The organism is Streptococcus sp. 2022WUSS135, assembly GCF_044427045.1.
Classification (GTDB): domain Bacteria; phylum Bacillota; class Bacilli; order Lactobacillales; family Streptococcaceae; genus Streptococcus; species Streptococcus hashimotonensis.
In genome coordinates, this window is record NZ_JAOTGL010000001.1 from 107172 (window position 1) to 127020 (window position 19849).

General features: G+C 41.2%; 20 protein-coding genes. 14 read left to right on the forward strand and 6 right to left on the reverse strand.

Annotation, left to right across the window (positions count from 1 at the left end):
- The first annotated feature begins 4 nt into the window (after window positions 1-4).
- The 3 genes from glgD (at window position 5) to glgB (ending at window position 4485) form a co-directional block, all read left to right on the forward strand.
- Window positions 5-1120: a glucose-1-phosphate adenylyltransferase subunit GlgD gene (gene glgD, locus ODU45_RS00560; protein WP_011922501.1), complete on the forward strand. Its 1116-nt coding sequence runs from the start codon at window positions 5-7 to the stop codon at window positions 1118-1120.
- Window positions 1121-1128: 8 nt separating this feature from the next.
- Complete coding sequence (glgA, locus tag ODU45_RS00565; RefSeq protein WP_398580551.1) at window positions 1129-2574, forward strand: glycogen synthase GlgA; 1446 nt, start codon at window positions 1129-1131, stop codon at window positions 2572-2574.
- A gap of 72 nt (window positions 2575-2646) precedes the next feature.
- On the forward strand, window positions 2647-4485 hold the full coding sequence (glgB, locus tag ODU45_RS00570) for a 1,4-alpha-glucan branching protein GlgB (protein WP_398579909.1): 1839 nt from the start codon (window positions 2647-2649) through the stop codon (window positions 4483-4485).
- Between the two features lie 127 nt (window positions 4486-4612).
- Here glgB and ODU45_RS00575 read toward each other — a convergent pair whose 3' ends face one another.
- From ODU45_RS00575 to ODU45_RS00590, 4 genes are all read right to left on the reverse strand, one after another.
- Window positions 4613-5413 (reverse strand): transporter substrate-binding domain-containing protein, encoded by an 801-nt coding sequence (locus tag ODU45_RS00575; protein WP_398580552.1) that lies wholly within the window; start codon window positions 5411-5413, stop codon window positions 4613-4615.
- Window positions 5414-5584: 171 nt separating this feature from the next.
- Window positions 5585-6394: a transporter substrate-binding domain-containing protein gene (locus tag ODU45_RS00580; RefSeq protein ID WP_079254971.1), complete on the reverse strand. Its 810-nt coding sequence runs from the start codon at window positions 6392-6394 to the stop codon at window positions 5585-5587.
- Window positions 6395-6594: 200 nt separating this feature from the next.
- The gene (locus ODU45_RS00585) at window positions 6595-7062 is read right to left on the reverse strand and encodes an 8-oxo-dGTP diphosphatase (protein ID WP_398580553.1); all 468 of its coding nucleotides are present in this window, start codon (window positions 7060-7062) and stop codon (window positions 6595-6597) included.
- Between the two features lie 13 nt (window positions 7063-7075).
- On the reverse strand, window positions 7076-7558 hold the full coding sequence (locus tag ODU45_RS00590; protein WP_169051057.1) for a GNAT family N-acetyltransferase: 483 nt from the start codon (window positions 7556-7558) through the stop codon (window positions 7076-7078).
- A gap of 221 nt (window positions 7559-7779) precedes the next feature.
- Here ODU45_RS00590 and tnpA point away from each other — a divergent pair, with 221 nt between their 5' ends.
- Entirely contained in the window at window positions 7780-8244 is a 465-nt protein-coding gene (gene tnpA, locus ODU45_RS00595) for an IS200/IS605-like element ISSsu4 family transposase (RefSeq protein WP_029172398.1), read from the forward strand.
- Window positions 8245-8385: 141 nt separating this feature from the next.
- Here tnpA and argS read toward each other — a convergent pair whose 3' ends face one another.
- On the reverse strand, window positions 8386-10074 hold the full coding sequence (argS, locus tag ODU45_RS00600) for an arginine--tRNA ligase (protein WP_398580554.1): 1689 nt from the start codon (window positions 10072-10074) through the stop codon (window positions 8386-8388).
- Between the two features lie 106 nt (window positions 10075-10180).
- Between argS and argR the strand changes: the two genes are divergently transcribed.
- The 10 genes from argR to nrdG all read left to right on the forward strand — a co-directional run bounded on the left by argR (window position 10181) and on the right by nrdG (window position 18533).
- Complete coding sequence (argR, locus tag ODU45_RS00605) at window positions 10181-10621, forward strand: arginine repressor (RefSeq protein ID WP_105147652.1); 441 nt, start codon at window positions 10181-10183, stop codon at window positions 10619-10621.
- Between the two features lie 14 nt (window positions 10622-10635).
- Window positions 10636-13176: a DNA mismatch repair protein MutS gene (gene mutS / locus ODU45_RS00610; RefSeq protein WP_398580555.1), complete on the forward strand. Its 2541-nt coding sequence runs from the start codon at window positions 10636-10638 to the stop codon at window positions 13174-13176.
- A 133-nt stretch (window positions 13177-13309) separates the two neighbouring features.
- On the forward strand, window positions 13310-13753 hold the full coding sequence (locus tag ODU45_RS00615) for a LytTR family DNA-binding domain-containing protein (RefSeq protein ID WP_172026862.1): 444 nt from the start codon (window positions 13310-13312) through the stop codon (window positions 13751-13753).
- Window positions 13750-14190 carry a DUF3021 domain-containing protein gene (locus ODU45_RS00620; RefSeq protein ID WP_172030094.1) on the forward strand — a complete coding sequence of 147 codons (441 nt, stop codon included), beginning with the start codon at window positions 13750-13752 and terminating at the stop codon, window positions 14188-14190. Before ODU45_RS00615 ends, ODU45_RS00620 begins: the two co-directional genes overlap by 4 nt.
- A 33-nt stretch (window positions 14191-14223) precedes the next feature.
- Window positions 14224-14397: a hypothetical protein gene (locus tag ODU45_RS00625; RefSeq protein WP_169051013.1), complete on the forward strand. Its 174-nt coding sequence runs from the start codon at window positions 14224-14226 to the stop codon at window positions 14395-14397.
- Between the two features lie 140 nt (window positions 14398-14537).
- Entirely contained in the window at window positions 14538-16709 is a 2172-nt protein-coding gene (gene nrdD / locus ODU45_RS00630) for an anaerobic ribonucleoside-triphosphate reductase (RefSeq protein WP_172030093.1), read from the forward strand.
- Between the two features lie 92 nt (window positions 16710-16801).
- Entirely contained in the window at window positions 16802-16936 is a 135-nt protein-coding gene (locus ODU45_RS00635) for a hypothetical protein (protein WP_014638808.1), read from the forward strand.
- Window positions 16937-17086: 150 nt separating this feature from the next.
- Window positions 17087-17293, forward strand: a complete 207-nt coding sequence (locus tag ODU45_RS00640) for a metallophosphoesterase (RefSeq protein ID WP_105138864.1) — start codon at window positions 17087-17089, stop codon at window positions 17291-17293.
- A gap of 1 nt (window position 17294) precedes the next feature.
- The gene (locus tag ODU45_RS00645) at window positions 17295-17789 is read left to right on the forward strand and encodes a GNAT family N-acetyltransferase (RefSeq protein ID WP_105256941.1); all 495 of its coding nucleotides are present in this window, start codon (window positions 17295-17297) and stop codon (window positions 17787-17789) included.
- Between the two features lie 186 nt (window positions 17790-17975).
- Window positions 17976-18533 (forward strand): anaerobic ribonucleoside-triphosphate reductase activating protein, encoded by a 558-nt coding sequence (gene nrdG, locus ODU45_RS00650; protein WP_002939123.1) that lies wholly within the window; start codon window positions 17976-17978, stop codon window positions 18531-18533.
- 197 nt (window positions 18534-18730) lie between these two features.
- On the opposite strand, the gene ODU45_RS00655 is transcribed toward nrdG, so the two are convergent.
- Window positions 18731-19576 carry a hypothetical protein gene (locus ODU45_RS00655; protein ID WP_105138862.1) on the reverse strand — a complete coding sequence of 282 codons (846 nt, stop codon included), beginning with the start codon at window positions 19574-19576 and terminating at the stop codon, window positions 18731-18733.
- Between the last annotated feature and the right edge of the window lie 273 nt (window positions 19577-19849).

The following is a 19849-nucleotide window of genomic DNA, read 5'->3' on the forward strand; positions in this document are numbered from 1 at the left end:
TGCTATGCTAAGAAATACTCTCGGAATTGTAAATATTGAAGGAAACAACGTACATTTTGGTGATGTGATGAAGCACCGTGGCGTACAAGCTTTCGGTTTCTTAGGTCGTTATCGCCTAATTGACTTTGCTCTATCCAATATGTCAAACTCTGGAATTACAGAATTCCAAGTGTACATGCCTGCCGAAATGCGTTCAACAATTCAGCACGTTGGTACAGGAAAACACTATAATATCAACAGTAAACGCGGTACCCTTCGCTTGCTCAATAGCGCAACAGACCCAAATAGTGTCTATCGTCATGATATTAATGCCTTCACAGAAAACATCCACTACATCGAAAATTCTACAAAAGATTATGTGCTAGTTGCTCCATCTTACTTCATCTATAGCCAGGATTTTTCAAAAGTCATGGATGACCATATCGCAACGGATGCTGATATTACCGTTCTTTATAAAAACGTTTCAGATGCTAAAGAAAATTTCATCGGCTGCCAAACTCTCAAATTTGGTGAAGACCGTCGTGTCGTAGCTTTTGAGGAAAACCATGGTAAATATAAAAACCGTCCCGTGTCCCTTGAAGCCTACATTATGAAACGGACTACATTTATCGACTTGATTAAACGTGCTAACAAAGTGTCGTCTCTCTACTGGTTAAAAGATATTTTACGTGATACAGTTGACCAGTACAAGATTATGGGCTATGCACATCGTGATTATGTCGCATGTATCAATACGACTGCTTCCTACTTCAATACTCAAATTGAATTGATTGACCAAGATACCCGCAAACTCCTCTTCAAACATGATTGGCCAATCCATACCCAAACAAGTGATAGCTCACCATGTTTGTATGGTCCATTGGCAGAGGTCAAACGTAGCCTAATTTCAAACGGGGCGAACATCAATGGTCAAGTCGAAAATTCAGTCATTGACCGCGATGTTATCATCGAAGAAGGCGTTGTTATCAAAAACTCAATCATTCTCAATGGCGTGACAATCAAGAGTGGGGCAAATATTGAAAATGCAATTATCGATAAAGCAACTAAAATTATTCACCCAATTGACATCAAGGGAAGCGAAACTTCGCCTTCATACTTGAAACCACACCAAATCATTTAGGAGCTAACATGACAAAAAAATCTGTTCTCTTTGTAGCATCCGAGGGGCTTCCGTTCATCAAGACTGGCGGATTGGCTGATGTTATTGGCTCTTTGCCAAAAGAATTGGTAAAACAGGGTTTAGATGTCCGAGTCGTTCTACCACTCTACAAAAAAATTGCAGTAAACAATCACTCTGATTTCGATTACGTATCAAGTTTTGATGTGCGGGCTGGCGACATCCAATCTATGGCAAATGTTTACAGTCAGGTTGTTGATGGAGTAACATTCTATTTTATTGAGCACCGCGATTTCTTTGAACGCGATGAACTATATGGATATGACGATGATGCCATGCGTTTTGGCTATTTCCAACATGCTACATGTCGTCTGTTAGAAGCACTTCATTTCTTCCCGGATGTCATGCACACACATGACTGGCACACTGCTGCCCTTCCATTCCTTTGCCGTACTTTCTATAGCTACCGCGAAGAATTCCGCAATGTCAAGCATGTATTCACTATTCATAACTTGGCTTTTCAGGGAATTTTCCATAAACAAGCGCTTTGGTCAGCGCTTGGCATGGACTATAGCTACTATTTGGATGGTATTGCACGTTTTCATGATGAATGTATCAGCTTCATGAAGCTTGGCATCCTATACGCTGACAAGGTTACTACAGTTTCTGAAACTTATGCTCGCGAAATCCTAACGGAAGAATTCGGCGAAAACATGCAACATGTACTAGAGTTACGCAAATATGACTTGGTTGGCATTGTCAATGGTATCGACTATGATAGTTGGGATAGTCAAACAGACCAGTACCTTGTGAGAAATTATAGTCTTGAAACGATTGAAAGTAAAAAGGCTAATAAACTGGCCCTGCAAGCACAATTTGCCCTTCCACAAGATGAGAATGTCCTATTGATAGGTATCGTCTCTCGCTTGACATGGCAAAAAGGGTTCTATCTCTTGACCGAGGTACTTGGGCATCTTCTTCAAGCCCATGTCCAATTTGTTATCTTAGGCAATGGTGAGGAAGACATTGAAAATGCCTTTAATCACTTTAAACACGCCTATCCTGATAAATTTGCATTCTACCGTGGTTACAATGAACCACTTGCCCACCAAATTTATGCAGCAAGCGATCTCTTCCTCATGCCTTCTATGTTTGAACCATGCGGCATTAGCCAGTTGATTTCAATGCATTACGGAACACTCCCTCTAGTGCGTGAAACAGGTGGCTTGGTTGATACTGTAGTACCATACAATATGTCTACCAAGGAAGGAACTGGTTTTAGCTTTGGAGGGCGTGACGCTTACAATATGCGACAAGTCTATGATTTAGCCCTTCAAACCTACTATGATCGTCCCGATGACTGGCATGCCATGGTTGAACAAGCTATGAAGCGTGATTTTAGTTGGACAGCTTCGGCAGAGAAATACATCTGGCTCTACCGTGAAATTAGTGGTTAGGAAATAAGATGAAAAAATAAACTGAATCGGAGTGGGACCCTAGTCCACTCCTTTTCGGCAATGGAGATTGCTATGACAGAATTTACTGACCTAGATTTATATTATATGAATGCTGGTGAGCATACCACTCTTTACGAAAAAATGGGTGCTCATATTATAAAAGAAGGAAACAAAATTATCGGAACCCAATTTCGTGTCTATGCCCCAAATGCCAGAGAAGTATTCTTAGTTGGCAACTTTAATGAGTGGCAACGCAGTCACTCTATGGAGCGTGAAATTGATGGTGTGTTTCAACTTTATGTAGACGGATTAAAATCCCTTGAGGATTATAAATACCTGATTATCACACACGATGGGCGTGAAATATATAAGGCTGACCCTTATGCATTTTTCAGCCAAGTTCGTCCAGACACTGCCTCTACAACCTACAATTCGCGTTATAAATTCAAAGATGACCTCTGGATGTATAATCGTGTTAACTATGATTTTAAAGAACAGCCAGTATCCATCTACGAGGTGCACTTAGGTTCGTGGAAGCAAAAATTTGCTAATAAGAATGAAGGAGGAGCTCCTGTAGAAGCTTTCAATAGTTATAAGGAAATTACTCCACTTCTCATCGAACATATCAAGGAAAATAACTACACACATATTGAATTATTGCCAATTACCGAGCATCCTCTCGATGCGTCTTGGGGCTATCAGGTAACAGGCTACTACAGTCCAACTAGTCGCTATGGCAAGCCAGATGAACTTAAGTATTTAGTTGACCAATGTCACCAAGCAGGAATCGGAGTGATTCTTGACTGGGTACCACTTCATTTCTGTAAAGATGCTCATGGGCTCTACCAATTTGATGGTAGTTGGCTATACGAATACTCCTACGAACAAGATCGTGAAAACCACCAGTGGGGGACTGCTAATTTTGACCTTGGAAAAGGACTGACTCGTTCTTTCCTTCTTTCTAATTTAAAATACTGGTTGGAATATTTCCATTTTGATGGCATCCGTGTTGATGCACTATCTTATCTCCTCTATTGGCGCGGTGAAACAGATGAAGATAAGATAAATCATGCCGCTATTGACTTTATCAAACGTGTCAATGCCATGGTCCATACTGACTATAAGGGAGTCCTGATGATTGCTGAAGACTCTTCAAGCTTCCCTAAAGTCACACATTCTCTAGAAGATGGTGGTATTGGATTTGATATGAAATGGGATCTGGGCTGGATGAATGATACACTAAAATTCGTGGAACGCCCTGCTATTTATCGAAAATATCACTCAAATGAAATCACTTTTGGTATGTACTATAACCAAAACGAGCAATTCTTACTACCACTTTCGCACGACGAAGTTGTTCATGGGAAGCATTCCATTATCGAGAAGATGAATGGCGACTACGAAGATAAGTTCCATCTGGCTCGAGTCTACTACAGCTTTTACTTTGCCCATCCTGGAAAAAAATTACTCTTCATGGGAAATGAATGGGGTCATATCCGTGAATGGCACGAATATACAGAAATGGACTGGGGACTGCTACAATTTCCAATCCACCATTCTTTCTATCAAATGATGAAAACATTATCTACTTTCTATAAAGAACATGATGCTTTCTGGAAATATGACTACCAAGCCTATGAAAAAGGATTTAATTGGGTAAAAATAGATGAAGAAGCAAGCCTGTATGCTTTTTCTCGCACTAGTGATGAGCAAGAAATCTTGACCATTCATAACTTTAATGATCAAGAACTATTTGATGTACACTTGGATTTGCCAGCTGACAGCGAATATAAACTTGTCTTCTCATCTAATGCTATTCCAATGGACACATTTAGCCTCTATCCCGATGAAAATGGAGCTAGAATTACTGTACCACGTTTGACCAGTTTTTATCTAGAGCGTGTGAAATAATTATCTGTAAAAAATGGAGTATTGAACTGACCCAAATTTTCTGTCTAACTTTTGGGGTGTGGCTCACTTACTCCATTCTTTTTTGCATGCAAAAACAACCATCGTTTCCGATGATTGTTCATTTCTCTTATTCAACACTTGTATATGTTGCAGATTTCTCAAGGAAAGTATCAAACTCACCACTTGCTTTTACTTCTGCGATAACCTTGTCTATCGCAGTTTTTAGTTCTGTACTACCTTTTGGCAAAGCAATGACTTTCGAATTCTCATCAATCGTTGGAAATTCAACGGATGCAACGGCTAAATCTGAATTCTGTGAAACATAACCAGCAGCAACTGGAGAATCCATTAAAATAGCATCAACTTTTCCTGATTTGAGCTCATTTACAGCTTCACCCATCAAGGTTAAAGAAATGAGGTTAGCTTGACTAATATTTTCCTGTGCGTAGGCTTCCTGTGTTGACCCCTTTTGTACCGCAAGAGTCTTCCCGCTCATAGCATCAATTGAAGTGAGTGAATTGGCGCTATCTTTTTTGATAAGTAAGACATCAGAAATTTGATAGTAACTTTCAGAGAAATCAAAAACTTTTGCACGCTCTTCCGAATACGATAGACCAGCAATTGCAATATCAGCTTTGCCATTTTGAACGCTAGACAATACATTGTCAAAACTCATTGCTGAAACTTCAAGCTTGACCCCAAGTTCGTCGGCTATTTTTTGAGCCAACATCATATCTGCACCAACAACTTCATTCTTTCCATCAACTAGTGCCTGAAACTCAAATGGAGCATAGTCTGGACTAGTTGCCACTACCAATGTACCTTTTTCTTTAATTTTATCTAATGCAGATTGTGATGACGTCGAAGAACAAGCTGCCAATGTCAGTCCTGCTAAAACTGTTGCTGCTAATGCCAAGATTTTTTTCATATTTCCTAACTACCTTCTCTTTATTTTAATAAAATATTTATTCTAAAAAACACAAGCTTATTGATTTTCATTGTATTTTCTTGCGGTTTTTCAGAATGTATTCTCATTTTAATTCATTTTTATACATTTGTCAAGAAAATGTTGTTTTTATTCACTTTAATTGTATAAAATTTAATTGTTGGCAATGGATAATTCATAGGCTTCTTGAACAAATTGATCCATCTGTCCAGATTCCACTAGTTTTGTAATGACAGAGTCAACTTTTTCCTTTAAGGCTGTACTTCCTTTTGGCAAGGCAATAGCATAGGCATCTGAATAACTACTTTTTATCTCAGTATCTAAAATAACCAAATCATCATTTTTGGCAACATAGGCTTTCGCAATCGGCTCTTCAAAAATAACTGCTTCTACCTTCTGTGATTTTAATTGATTAATCAACTCTCCGTTCGAAGCTAGAGCGATAACCGTGGAAGATGGAAGCTGTTCTTTAACGATTTGTTCTTGAATAGAACCTTTTTGTGCTCCTATATTTGCCTCAGCTAGAGAATCAAGCGATGTATATTGTGCCAGATCCTCTTTATTTATAATAACTTTATTGGTTGAGGTGTAGTAAGGAATGGAAAAATCATACACTTTTGCACGCTCTTCAGTGGCTGAAATTCCTGAAATGGCAATATCCGATTGCCCTGACTGGACATTGTTCAAAACATTATCAAAACTCATCGCTGAAAATTCGACTTCTACACCCAATTCTTGACCAATGGCTTTTGCAAGCTCAATGTCAGCTCCAACGATTGTATCTTTGCCATCAACCAGTGTTCTAAACTCAAATGGTGGAAATTCTGGATTCAATGCAACAATTAGTTTTCCCTTTTCCTGAACATCCTTCAAAGAAGTATCTTCTTGAGTAGCATTTCCACTACAAGCGCTTAGGGTCATCGTTGCTAGTAAAACCAAGCCTGTCATAATATATTTTTTCATCATCATATTCTCCTTTAAAATAATCCTGTGCATACTTATACCGTTTTTTTATATAAAACATCGGACTTTCATTGTAGTAAAATGCATATTTTTTCTCCTTTTTTGAAAGATAAAAACATTTTATGTCATTTTTATACATTTGTCGACTTATTTATTGTATTTTTATTCAAATAACATAAAAAAGAAGCTATTTCTAACTTCTACCTAAAATTCTTATCCCACTCTCCATCTTCATTTTTTCTAGTATAAAAGAACTCGGACAAATCTGGCTCATCCATGACTTTCAGTATTTCTAGCAAATCATAGGCCAAATCCATCTGAGGCAGGTCCGACTTCTCGACCCAACGCACCTCACCTTCTTCAGTTGATCGGATAGCTCCTGTAAACTCTGTTGCCTTATAGAGAAATACAATGTAACGATACCCTTCCTTGTCCGGCCAATGCTTTATTCCGACTAATCGTGCATTTGCAATCGTCAAGCCAGTCTCCTCAAAGACCTCACGAACAACCGAATCATGGAAATTCTCGCCTTCTTCAATATGTCCACCTGGAAAGGCAACACCAGACCAACGATAGCGTTCTGGCTCCCTAATTTGCACAACGACTTTCCCTTCCTTGTCTTCGATTAGACACATGTTGGTCAAAGTGACCATTTCTTTTCTAGCCATTTTCTCTCTCTTTCTATTTTAAAATCATTCTGTATTCTGTACGTTCTGCACCTAAATTGACCGTTTTTTTGACACCATCAAATCGGAAGCCCACTTTTTCATAGAAGGCAATGGCACGCGCATTCCCCTCCAATACCCAGAGAGTAACTGTTTCGTAGCTCTGCAATTTTTCCAAAGCTGCCTGCATGAGCTGGTAGCCTATCTTCTGATCATAATAGTCCGCCAAGACATAGAGGGCGTAGAGCTCCCCTGCTCCTGGCAAATCCTCCTGACTAGACGAGCCGTAACATGCAAAGCCAACCACCTTATCATCCATCACAGCAATCAGGATATTCTGAGGATACCGAACCGCCCAGTCTTGACAGCGTTCTAAGGTGTAAGTATTCTTTAAAAATTCCTGAGGTAACAAGTCAGCATAGGCTTCCTGCCACGATTTCCAATGAACATAGGCCTTACCTAGCATTTCACTTTCCGTTTCCAGTGGTTTAATCATCATCTAATGTACCTCCGAATTTTTTCCTCTAGTATACATTAAAAAACAAGTTGGCACAAGACCAACTTGTTAATGATTATGTGACTTTTAGTCCGTCACGCTCCGTAAGGTGCGTGACAAATAAACCACCCGCTATGCGGGTGCGCGACGAAGGTTATACCAAAAAACTCCAAACGCGATACAATAAAGGTGTTCAAGCCATTGTAAAGCGAGAGGAGAAAAGTATGGCACAAAAGGCACATAGTTTATCACATACAAAGTGGTTGTGTAAGTACCACATTGTCTTCACCCCTAAGTATAGACGAAAAATCATCTATAATCAATATCGAAGTAGTTTGGGAGAAATATTCCGACGTTTGTGTAGTTATAAAGGCGTAGAAATTATCGAAGGACATCTGATGCCGGATCATGTTCATATGTTAGTCAGTATTCCTCCGAGATTAAGTGTATCAAGCTTTATGGGTTATTTAAAAGGTAAGAGTGCTCTTATGATGTTTGATAAACACGCCAATCTCAAATATAAATTTGGCAATCGTCATTTCTGGGCAGAGGGATATTATGTAAGTACGGTTGGACTTAATGAAGCCACAATTAAGAAATATATACAAGAACAGGAAAAACATGATATAGCACTTGATAAATTAAGTGTAAAAGAGTATGAAGATCCCTTTAGGGATAATGGCAAGTAGTACGAATGCCTCTTTAAGAGGCTAGTGACGAGTCAAAAGCAGTGAGGCTTGAACAAAGTGAAAGCCAGCGTCTTTAGGCGCTGGCTGGTGATGTGGGCTTATAGCCCTTGTTCAAACCACCCGTTTGACGGGTGGTCATGATTACATTTTTTCTGGTGCTTTTACGCCGAGAAGACGTAGGGCTTCTTTGAGGACAAGACCTGTTGCGTAGGCAAGTGCTAGACGGCTGTCACGCTCTGGGCTTTCGTCCAAAATACGTGTGTGGGCGTAGTACTTGTTAAAGGCTTGAGCTAGGTTGATCGCGTATTTAGCGATGAGGGATGGGTCAAATTTGTCACCAGCACGTTCTACAACGTTTGAGAAGTTTTGGATGTGCTTGATGATGTCCCAGCTTTCTGCGTCAGCTAGTTTGTAGTCATTTTCTGCGCTTGGTACAAAGTTGGCTTTGCGCAGGATAGACTGGATGCGGGCGTATGCGTATTGGACATAAGGCCCTGTTTCGCCCTCGAAGGAAACCATGGCTTCTAGGTCGAAGTCGTAGCCGTTGTCACGGTCGGTTTTGAGGTCGTAGAATTTAACAGCGCCGACACCAACTGCGTGTGCCACTTCTTCCTTGTTTTCAAGGTCAGGGTTTTTGGCTTCGATTTGAGTAAGGGCGCGTGAAATAGCTTCATCTAGAGTTGGCTCGAGTAGGATAATATTTCCTTTACGAGTAGAGAGTTTTTTCTTATCCTTGGTAACCAGACCGAAGGTGATGTGGGTCATATCGTCGCTCCAGTCGAAATCCATTTCTTTCAAGACAGCCTTGAGCTGTTTGAAGTGGTTGATTTGCTCCTGACCAACGACATAGATGCTTTTCACAAAGTCGTAAGTGCGTTTGCGGTACATAGCTGTTGCCATGTCACGTGTGATGTAAAGTGTTGCACCGTCTGTTTTCATGATGAGGGCTGGTGGAAGATTATAGCTTTCAAGGTCAACGATTCTCGCACCTTTAGATTCTTGAAGAAGTCCTTTTTCTTCTAAGATTTGGATGCCTTCGTCCATCTTATCGTTGTAGAAAGCTTCGCCATTATAGCTGTCGAAAGTTACATCGAGTTTGTCGTAAATGCGGTTGAATTCGACCAAGCTTTCATCACGGAACCATTGCCATAATTCCAAGGCTTCTTGGTCGCCGTCTTCCAATTTTTTGAACCATTGACGTGCTTCGTCGTCTAACTCAGGTTTTTCTTCCGCTTCAGCATTGATGCGCACATAGAGTTTGAGGAGTTCTGAAATTGGGTCTGCTTCGACCGCAGCCTTATCACCCCAGAGTTTGTAGGCAACAATCAACATACCGAACTGTTTGCCCCAGTCACCCAAGTGGTTGATACGGATTGGGTTGTAGCCAAGCTTTTCGTGGATGTTAGCAAGGGCATCACCGATAACGGTTGAGCGCAAATGGCCAACTGAGAAAGGTTTAGCAATGTTTGGACTAGACATATCAATCGTCACATTGCGTCCTTGACCGATGTTGAGTTGACCGTATTGGTCTTTTTCAGTAATAACATCTGTCAAGACTTGGTGGGAGATAGCAGCCTTGTCCAAGAAGAAGTTGACGTAAGGACCAGTTGCAACAACGTTCTCAAAGCCAGTTGTATCGAGTTTTTCAACGATGTCCGCTGCGATAGCCTGTGGAGCCTTGCGTTCCACTTTAGCAAGTGAGAAGGCTGGGAAGGCAATATCGCCCATTTCTGATGATTTTGGTTTTTCTAGCAGATTGTAGATAGCTTCCACTTCCAAACTCGGAAGGATGGCAGCCAATCTTTCTGCAATCACTTGTTTTTGATTCATATAGGATTTCCTCCAAAGTTATTGATTCTATTTTAACACATTTCTAGGCTAATAGCGGGGAAAAGTGTTATAATATTTCTATAAATATACATTTTGAGGTAAAATGATGAATAAAGCAGGACGACATGATTTAATAAAGGACATGATTCGTCAAGAAAAAATAGGGCGACAAACGGATATTCAGCAAGGTTTAGAGGCTCGAGGGGTAGTGGTAACCCAGACAACCTTGTCTCGTGATTTACGTGAGTTGGGAGTGATAAAAATTCATGAAAATGGGCGTTCATTTTATTCCTTAGCTATCGAAGAAGAGCGCGTGAATTTTATCCAATTATTGGCACAATATGCGTATAAAGTAGATAGGGCTAGTTTTATTCTGGTCCTTCATTCAGAACTGGGAGAAGCGGCCTTGATGGCCAATATCATTGATGCAGAAAAGCCAGAGACTATTTTGGGAACGCTGGCTGGAGCTAATACACTTTTAGTTATTTGTCGAGATGATGTAGCGGCTCAGCAAGTTGAAGCGGAGATTAACTACTATTTGAATTAGAACAGGGAGAGATGATGGCAACAGAAAAAATTTCTCCGGGAATGCAGCAGTATCTGGATATAAAAGCACAGTATCCAGATGCTTTTTTGCTTTTCCGTATGGGAGACTTTTATGAGTTATTTTATGAAGATGCGGTAGAAGCGGCGCAGATTTTGGAATTGTCCTTGACCAGTCGGAATAAGAATGCGGAGAATCCGATTCCTATGGCGGGGGTACCGTATCACGCGGCACAACAGTATATCGACACACTTGTTGAATTGGGGCATAAGGTCGCTATTGCTGAGCAGATGGAAGATCCTAAGCAGGCAGTCGGCGTGGTCAAGCGGGAAGTAGTGCAGGTCATTACTCCTGGTACGGTAACAGACTCGTCCAAAATGGGAGCAGATAGTAACTATTTGGTTGCGATTGACCGTCAGGGAGTGCAGTTCGCACTTTCTTATATGGATGTATCAACAGGTCAGTTTTTTGTGACTAGTTTGGATGATTTTACCAGTCTTTGCGGTGAAATCCGCAACTTACGGGCACGTGAATTGGTCATCGGCTATGCTCTGTCGGAGGAAGAGGAGCAGGTTTTCTCGAATCAGATGAACTTGTTGCTGTCTTTTGAAGATGAGGTGAAGGAGGATGTTCAGCTGATTGATAACTCCTTGACAGACTTGGAAAAGGCTGCGGCGGGTAAACTCCTCAGCTACCTTCATCGGACTCAGATGCGAGATCTAAGCCACTTGCAAAAGGTGGTCCATTATGAAATCAAGGACTATCTGCAAATGGACTATGCAACCAAGTCCAGTCTGGACCTGCTTGAAAACGGTCGGACAGGCAAGAAGCACGGTAGTTTGTACTGGTTGCTAGACGAAACCAAGACAGCAATGGGCATGCGACTATTGCGGACATGGATTGATCGTCCCTTGATTGACCTTAAGCGGATTGAGAATCGTCAGGCTGTCGTCCAGGTTTTTCTGGATTACTTCTTTGAACGGAGTGACTTGGTCGAGGCTTTAAAAGGTGTCTATGACATCGAACGCTTGGCCAGTCGGGTGTCTTTTGGAAAAACCATGCCCAAGGATCTCTTGCAGCTCTCCCAGACTTTGGGAAATATCCCAGCAATCAAGAATATCTTGCTACAAATCAATGAGCCTGCTCTAGGCAATCTGGTAGCTGGATTGGACCCAATTCCAGAACTGCATGCTCTCATCAGCTCTGCTATTGACCCAGATGCCCAAGGGACCATCACAGATGGAAACATCATCCGTACGGGCTTTGACGAAACGCTGGATCAGTACCGTCTGGTCATGCGTGAGGGAGCGGGTTGGATTGCGGAGATTGAGGCCAAGGAGCGTGAAGCATCTGGTATCAATAATCTCAAGATTGATTACAATAAAAAAGACGGCTACTATTTCCATGTGACCAATTCCAATCTGGGCAATGTGCCTAGTCATTTCTTCCGTAAGGCGACCTTGAAAAACTCGGAGCGCTATGGAACGGAAGAGTTGGCTAAGATCGAAGGGCAGATGTTGGAGGCGCGTGATAAGTCTGCTAATTTGGAGTACGAGATTTTCATGCGGATTCGCCAAGAGGTTGAGAAATATATCGGTCGCTTGCAGAAGTTAGCTCGGACCATTGCAACCATCGATGTTTTGCAGGCCTTTGCAGTTGTGGCGGAGCAGCAACATTTGGTTTGTCCACGCTTTACAGATCAAAGAGAACTGACCATTGACCGTGGTCGTCATGCGGTGGTGGAGAAGGTCATGGGCAAGCAGACCTATATTCCCAACTCTATTCACTTGAATACCGATACGCATATGCAACTGATTACTGGTCCAAACATGAGTGGTAAGTCTACCTATATGCGGCAGTTGGCGGTTATCGTTATCATGGCGCAGATGGGTTCCTATGTGCCTGCGGATCAGGCTGCATTGCCGATTTTCGATGCTATTTTCACTCGGATTGGGGCAGCAGATGACCTGGTCAGCGGTCAATCGACCTTCATGGTCGAAATGATGGAGGCTAATAAGGCGGTCCGTCTGGCGACAGATCGGTCGCTCATCCTCTTTGATGAACTTGGACGGGGAACGGCTACCTATGACGGTATGGCCCTGGCCCAGTCTATCATCGAGTACATCCACGACAAGATTGGTGCCAAGACTCTCTTTGCCACCCACTACCATGAGTTGACAGACCTTAGCCAGACCTTGGAACACTTAGAGAATGTCCATGTATCGACCTTGGAGAAGGACGGCCAAGTCACCTTCCTCCACAAGATTGCACAAGGCCCAGCTGACAAGTCCTACGGGATTCATGTGGCTAAGATTGCGGGAATGCCAGAGGAGCTATTGCAGCGGGCGGATAGGATTTTGCAGACACTTGAAAACCAAGCCCCTACTGCACCAGCTACCCCAGCTCCGTCAGTAGTGGAAGAGCCGTCTGGTCAAATCGACCTCTTCGCAGACACGCCTTCTCACCCAGTCCTCGATGAACTGGAAAAACTAGACATCTACAATATGACCCCAATGGAAGTCATGATGGCAGTTGCGGAGTTGAAGAAGAAATTATAAGACAATGAAAGTCAGGACAGCTGTTCTGGCTTTTTTTGCCGTTTAGTGCGGGAAAATGACCACATAGTCAAAAGCCCTTGAAACCAGTAAAGAAATGGTGTTTAATAGGGTCAGAAAGAAAAAAGGAGAAAAGATGAAAGTAAAACTAGCGATTTCACCAGATATTTTGGAAGACTTAGTGACCATTGAGGCTCAAGCTATGTCTGAGCAGATTACACAGTTGGTGGCCTATGTTCAAAATCTAGACAAGCAGACATCTAGGCTGACAGTCAAAAAAGGAGAGCAGGTCTATCTTTTGGAACATGATGAGATTGTCAGGCTCTACTTGGAAGACAAGGTTTTACAGGTGGAAACGGTGGGAGATTCCTTTACTTCCAACCTACGCTTGTATCAGGTTAAGGAGGAACTGCCTGCTAACTTTTTGCAGATTTCCCAGTCGGAAATCATTCACATCAAGCAATTGGAACACCTCAAGTTGACAGCCAATGGTCTGGTCAAACTAGTCATGAAAAATGGCTCTGTCACCTACTCGTCCCGTCGTTATCTCAAAGTTATCAAAGAAAGGTTAGGATTATGAAAAAATACATCTTATCAGCCAGTTTAGGCGTTACAATCGGCAGTTTGATTTCAATCGTCATGGCGGGTTTCTTTAGCGAAGGCTATTATTTGCCAGTTAATCCACATTCAACCATGGGGGCTTATTACCTAAGCAATTTTAATCAGGTAACCGTCATGCTTATCTGTGTACTGATTTGGGCAGCAATCGGTTTCTTGTTTCAGCTGGCAGACAAGATTTTTGAACAGGATTGGAGCCTTTTGAGAATGACGGCAACGCATTTTTGCATCACAGCTTTAGGCTTCACACCGCTGAGCATTTTGGCTGGCTGGTTTCCCGTGAAACTAGGTACCCTCCTCTTCTTCTGGTTTATCTTTGTCTTGGTCTATGCTTCTCTCTTTTTCCTAAACTATCGGAAAATGGAGCGGCAGATTCAGGACATCAACGGTCGTTTGTAGTATAATAGCACTATCATTTAATTGGAGTGTCTTATGAAAATTATTTTGACGATTGTCTATAGTTTAGGGGTAGTGTGGAATACTCTCTATATTGCCTATAATGTCGGTAAACTTCCTTTGTTAAGTTTGCTTTGGCCTGCTGTGATTTTAGTGGCCTGTGCTATTAACCTGTACTTTTTATGGACTAGAAAACAAGAGTCAGAATAGGCTCTTGTTTTTAGTTATTTTAGAATATGAACTATATATTGTGTAAAAAAAAGAAAATTAACTTTTTGTATACTAGATATTGATTTTTATTTTGTGAAGTGCTACACTAATAGAAGTGAAGAATTTTGGAGGTTTGTCAGATGAATGTGCAAGAAAATGTCTTACCGAGTATAGAATTATTGGTTTTGAAACGTGATGGACGGACAGTATCCTTTGACCAGGATAAGATTTTTTCTGCTCTTCGGCGGGCAAACCAAGAATTAGAACATCCTGTTTCAGAAGCAGGATTAAAAATAGTATTAGAAGCTGTTTTGGCTGAAATTGGTCGCCGATTTGAGAAAGATGTTCAAATTTACGAAATTCAAACGGTCGTTGAACAGGAATTGTTAAAGGCTCATTTATATGATTTGGCGGAGCTTTATATTCAATACCGAACACGCCGTGATTTTCGCCGTCATCAGGCTACCGATATTAATTTTGAGATTCATAAGCTGTTGAGCAAGGACCAGTCTGTGGTCAATGAAAATGCCAATAAGGATGCGGATGTGTTCAATACTCAACGGGACCTGACAGCAGGTATTGTCGGAAAGTCTATCGGTCTCAAATTATTGCCAGCTCATGTGGCCAATGCCCATCAAAAGGGGGACATCCATTATCACGACTTGGATTACAGCCCTTATACACCAATGACCAACTGTTGTTTGATTGATTTTAAAGGGATGTTGGCACAGGGCTTCAAGATAGGAAATGCAGATGTAGAAAGTCCGAAGTCTATCCAAACAGCTACGGCTCAGATTTCACAAATCATTGCCAATGTGGCTTCTAGTCAATATGGTGGTTGCTCAGCTGACCGTATCGATGAAGTTTTGGCGCCCTATGCGGAACTCAATTACCAAAAGCATTTGAAAGATGCCAAGGATTGGGTGTTAGCAGACAAGCAAGAAGAATATGCGCGTGCTAAAACGCAAAAAGACATCTATGACGCTATGCAGTCTTTGGAGTATGAAATCAATACCCTTTTTACTTCCAATGGACAAACACCCTTTACCTCACTCGGTTTCGGGTTAGGGACATCGTGGTTTGAGAGAGAAATTCAAAAAGCGATTTTGAACATTCGTATCAAGGGTTTGGGGCGCGAAGGTCGGACAGCTATCTTTCCTAAGTTGATTTTCACAGTTAAGCGTGGATTGAACTTGGAGCCAGATTCTCCAAACTATGACATCAAGCAATTAGCGATTGAATGTGCGACCAAGCGTATGTATCCAGATATGCTTTCTTATGACAAGATTGTTGAGTTGACAGGTTCCTTCAAGGTGCCAATGGGCTGCCGCTCTTTCCTTCAAGGTTGGAAGGATGAAAATGGGGAGGATGTGACATCTGGTCGTATGAACCTAGGTGTCGTAACCGTCAATTTGCCACGGATTGCCATGGAGTCTGCAGGAGATATGGATAAGTTCTGGGAAATCTTTGCAGAACGCATGGCCATTGCCAAGGATGCTCTGGTCTATCGTGTGGAACGAGTGAAGGAAGCAACTCCAGCTAATGCTCCAATTCTCTATCAATATGGGGCATTCGGCAAACGCTTAGCTAAGACAGACGCTGTAGATGAAGTCTTTAAAAATCGTCGAGCAACCGTATCTTTGGGCTACATTGGTTTGTATGAAGTTGCAACAGTATTTTACGGTGGTGAATGGGAGACCAACCCAGAGGCAAAAGATTTCACGGTGGATATTATCAAGAAAATGAAAAACTTGGTTGAAGATTGGTCGGATGAATATGGTTATCATTTCTCAGTATATTCGACACCATCTGAAAGCCTGACAGACCGCTTCTGCCGTATGGATACAGAGAAATTTGGCATCGTTAAGGACATTACGGATAAAGAGTATTACACTAACAGTTTCCATTATGATGTACGCAAAAATCCAACACCATTTGAAAAACTGGATTTTGAGAAAATTTATCCTGCTGTAGGTGCTAGTGGTGGATTTATCCATTACTGTGAATACCCTGTACTGCAACAAAATCCAAAGGCCTTGGAAGCTGTTTGGGACTATGCCTATGACCGTGTAGGTTACTTGGGGACCAATACTCCGATTGACCATTGTTACGCTTGCGATTTTGAGGGCGATTTTGAGCCTACGGAGCGTGGCTTCAAGTGTCCAAGTTGCGGAAATAGTGATCCTAAATTGGTAGATGTTGTTAAACGAACTTGTGGTTATCTAGGCAATCCACAGGCCCGTCCGATGGTAAAAGGACGTCACAAGGAAATTTCGGCGCGTGTGAAACACATGAATGGGTCGAGCTTATAAGTAATAAACAGACTATGTAGAGCTTCCACAGTTCCAGTTAGCTGTGGAAGTTTATTATAAACGAACAAGAGATAAAAAAAGAGGAGAAAACAATGGGAAAATATCAACTAGACGATAAGGGGAAGGCCCTGGTGGCACGCTATCATGAGAAGAATTCCAATGTGAAGCAGGATAAAAAAGCGCGTGTGCAGGAATTGCTCAAACAAGCAAAAAACAAGAAAAAATAGTATGGACTATACAGATATTAGTATTCTCCATACCAATGATATGCATTCCTACATGGAGAATTTTCCAAAGAAGGCACAGCTGATTGCGAACATTCGGGATGGTAATGAGAAAAAGGGGATTCTGACCTACAGACCGGTCTCCACCCTCAGATGTGGGGCATTGTTCCAGGCGGTGAGGGTTTTATGGTCAATGGCAGAGCAGTCGAGCTAGACAAGGTTTATCAGATTGTGACCAACTCTTTTGTTTGGAGCGGCAAGGACAACTATGATGATTTCCACAAGGCAGAAATTGTGCAGGACTTGGGACTGGATATTGACATTATCAGCGAATTTTTCAAGAGACAATACGGAGGCTAGAATGGAACTAAGAAGACCAACTGTGGCGGATAAGGAAACGATTTTGGATATGTTGGCAGAGTTTGAAGCGGCAGACTCTGCTATGGACGGAGGTTTTATCTCTAGGGATGTCGACTTTGAAGACTGGATTTTGAGAAACCAAGATTATGAGGCAGGTCTCAATCTACCAGACGGTTTTGTTCCTTCCATTCAATATGTATCATTTGACCAAACAGGTCGAGCCCTTGGTTTTCTCAGTCTACGCCTACGGCTCAACGATTTCCTGCTCAATAAAGGCGGTCACATCGGATATTCCGTTCGCCCGACCGAGCGAGGAAAGGGCTATGCCAAGGAACAACTTCGACTTGGTTTGCAGGAAGCCGCAACCAAAAATATTTCCAAAGTCCTTGTGACCTGCTCGACAGACAATCAAGCCAGTCGCCGTACGATTGTGGCTTGTGGTGGCGTTTTGGAAGATGTTCGAGACGGGGTAGAAAGATACTGGATTGAGGATTAATGGGAGTGACAAACTACTGAATCAAAACAGGAAAGGAATTGAGATTGGTTCTGCACTAGGCTTGATGGGATCAATCCGAGCTAAAGCATTGGAAGTACCATTTATGGATAAAAACAGTCTGTGTACTGGTAAAACAGAATTCATCCAAACGATCAGATTTCATTTGCTTATGCTCAGGTATTTGAAATGAATAATCCTAAACCACAAGAATGGAAGAGCGAGGAACTTAGTCAAGGGCGAATAATGGACTACAAAGCCTTTAACTTTGTGGATGGAGAAGGAGTCCGTTGCTCTCTATATGTTAGTGGCTGTCTGTTTCACTGTGAGGGCTGCTACAATGTTGCAACCTGGTCTTTTAAAGCTGGGATTCCCTATACCAAGGAGCTTGAAGACCGCATTTTAGCAGACTTGGGTCAGCCCTATGTGCAGGGCCTAACCCTCTTGGGTGGCGAGCCGTTTCTGAACACGGGCACGGTCCTCCCACTCGTAAAGCGAATTCGGAAAGAACTGCCAGAAAAGGACATTTGGTCTTGGACAGGCTACACATGGGAAGAAATGATGTTAGAAACTCCGGATAAGTTAGAGTTGCTATCCTATTTAGATATTCTAGTTGACGGTCGCTATGACCGTACCAAGCGCAATCTTATGCTGCAATTTCGAGGCTCATCGAATCAACGCATCATCGATGTACAGAAATCATTGCAGGAAAAACGAGTTGTCCTGTGGGATAAGTTAAAAAAATAGAGGTTAGCATAGACTTAAATTTCACCTCAAATATTGAGATAATCTGTATTATAAAACGCATAAAATCATATTGCTAAAAACATTGATTTTATGCGTCTTTCTATTTTTTGAGCTTTTATCTAGCCTCTATTTTTGAATAAATTTTGATTCTATAGCTTGTGTAGTGGGTAATCCCACAACAGAGATTATGGAGCTTTTTAGTGAATCAAAAAGTTTGTGAGTAGTCCTGCCATGGTTCCAGCAATAATATCTTTTATCATGCTGTTGTTTAGAAGACTCTGGTTTTTAGAAACAGTATCTTGAAATTTATCATTATTTTTTTCCTTGCTTGCCTCTAACAATTGAGTGAAAACGGAAAGAATTCCTTCAGACAGGATGTATTGATTTTCAGATATGATATTTTGTAAGCTTAAACTAATATCATCCCATGGAATATCATTGATATTTGTGTCTACATTTTTTGAGTTATTTATGATGTTTGAATTTGATATTGCATCTCCGTTATGGGCTGTTGTATTATTATTTCCTAAGACATTATTATCCCCTGAAACATTTGTTTGTGTACTTCCTGATTTAAAGACAGTTTGATTTTCGATTTTTTCATTTTTAATATCAATTAAAAAATTGTTCTGCAGTGAGCTATCAAATGATTTTGTAACAGCATTGAAAACCTGATTGCGAAACTGGCTATTTTTAAAAAAGAGGTAGTAGTTTTTACTGGAACCCAAGTTAAAAATAATGTAATATTTGTCTTTTAAATGCTTTTTATATTTGGAATAGACTATGAAACCGTACAACGTTAATAACAATACACCAATGAATGGTGGGATTAGGCTGATAAAGAATAGTACTATTAAGATAATGTAATCCATCAACGTAACTGGGGATTGCAATTCACTTTTGTAGAGCATGGAAATATTATTAATTTGTATGCAATTGTTTCTCGTTAAAATTGTGTTGTTTTTTATTGACAATTCATCGGTTTCGATTGTGTAGTTTTTATCGGAGTTTAGGCTTTTTAATTTTTCTAATAGTTCATTCATAATTATTCTCCTTCATATAAACTTATTATGTTAAATTAGACTAAATGTTGTGCTCGTTTGTTTTGCTTATTCATATTGATATTACATGCTTATCCAAGTCTGGTGCATCAGATAGCTTGCGCTAGATTAGTTTAGCGAATACCTACATAAAAAGAAAAACACATTTATTATACCTGTAAATGTTCAAAAAGTCAAACCGCAATAAACAAACGCGCAACGTTATTGTTAGGTAAAATGTAACAAATTCATCGCTATTCTAGAGTTTATGGCTTA

Excerpts from the sequence above, each read along its gene's own strand:
- glgD (WP_011922501.1), top strand. The coding sequence starts at position 5 with ATGCTAAGAAATACTCTCGGAATTGTAAATATTGAAGGAAACAACGTA.
- tnpA (WP_029172398.1), top strand. The coding sequence starts at position 7,780 with ATGGCACAAAAGGCACATAGTTTATCACATACAAAGTGGTTGTGTAAG.
- glgB (WP_398579909.1), top strand. The coding sequence starts at position 2,647 with ATGACAGAATTTACTGACCTAGATTTATATTATATGAATGCTGGTGAG.
- ODU45_RS00580 (WP_079254971.1), bottom strand. The coding sequence starts at position 6,394 with ATGAAAAAATATATTATGACAGGCTTGGTTTTACTAGCAACGATGACC.
- ODU45_RS00655 (WP_105138862.1), bottom strand. The coding sequence starts at position 19,576 with ATGAATGAACTATTAGAAAAATTAAAAAGCCTAAACTCCGATAAAAAC.
- ODU45_RS00575 (WP_398580552.1), bottom strand. The coding sequence starts at position 5,413 with ATGAAAAAAATCTTGGCATTAGCAGCAACAGTTTTAGCAGGACTGACA.
- ODU45_RS00640 (WP_105138864.1), top strand. The coding sequence starts at position 17,087 with ATGTGGGGCATTGTTCCAGGCGGTGAGGGTTTTATGGTCAATGGCAGA.
- ODU45_RS00635 (WP_014638808.1), top strand. The coding sequence starts at position 16,802 with ATGGGAAAATATCAACTAGACGATAAGGGGAAGGCCCTGGTGGCACGC.
- nrdD (WP_172030093.1), top strand. The coding sequence starts at position 14,538 with ATGAATGTGCAAGAAAATGTCTTACCGAGTATAGAATTATTGGTTTTG.
- glgA (WP_398580551.1), top strand. The coding sequence starts at position 1,129 with ATGACAAAAAAATCTGTTCTCTTTGTAGCATCCGAGGGGCTTCCGTTC.
- nrdG (WP_002939123.1), top strand. The coding sequence starts at position 17,976 with ATGAATAATCCTAAACCACAAGAATGGAAGAGCGAGGAACTTAGTCAA.
- ODU45_RS00625 (WP_169051013.1), top strand. The coding sequence starts at position 14,224 with ATGAAAATTATTTTGACGATTGTCTATAGTTTAGGGGTAGTGTGGAAT.
- ODU45_RS00615 (WP_172026862.1), top strand. The coding sequence starts at position 13,310 with ATGAAAGTAAAACTAGCGATTTCACCAGATATTTTGGAAGACTTAGTG.
- argS (WP_398580554.1), bottom strand. The coding sequence starts at position 10,074 with ATGAATCAAAAACAAGTGATTGCAGAAAGATTGGCTGCCATCCTTCCG.
- ODU45_RS00590 (WP_169051057.1), bottom strand. The coding sequence starts at position 7,558 with ATGATGATTAAACCACTGGAAACGGAAAGTGAAATGCTAGGTAAGGCC.
- argR (WP_105147652.1), top strand. The coding sequence starts at position 10,181 with ATGAATAAAGCAGGACGACATGATTTAATAAAGGACATGATTCGTCAA.
- mutS (WP_398580555.1), top strand. The coding sequence starts at position 10,636 with ATGGCAACAGAAAAAATTTCTCCGGGAATGCAGCAGTATCTGGATATA.
- ODU45_RS00620 (WP_172030094.1), top strand. The coding sequence starts at position 13,750 with ATGAAAAAATACATCTTATCAGCCAGTTTAGGCGTTACAATCGGCAGT.
- ODU45_RS00585 (WP_398580553.1), bottom strand. The coding sequence starts at position 7,062 with ATGGCTAGAAAAGAAATGGTCACTTTGACCAACATGTGTCTAATCGAA.
- ODU45_RS00645 (WP_105256941.1), top strand. The coding sequence starts at position 17,295 with ATGGAACTAAGAAGACCAACTGTGGCGGATAAGGAAACGATTTTGGAT.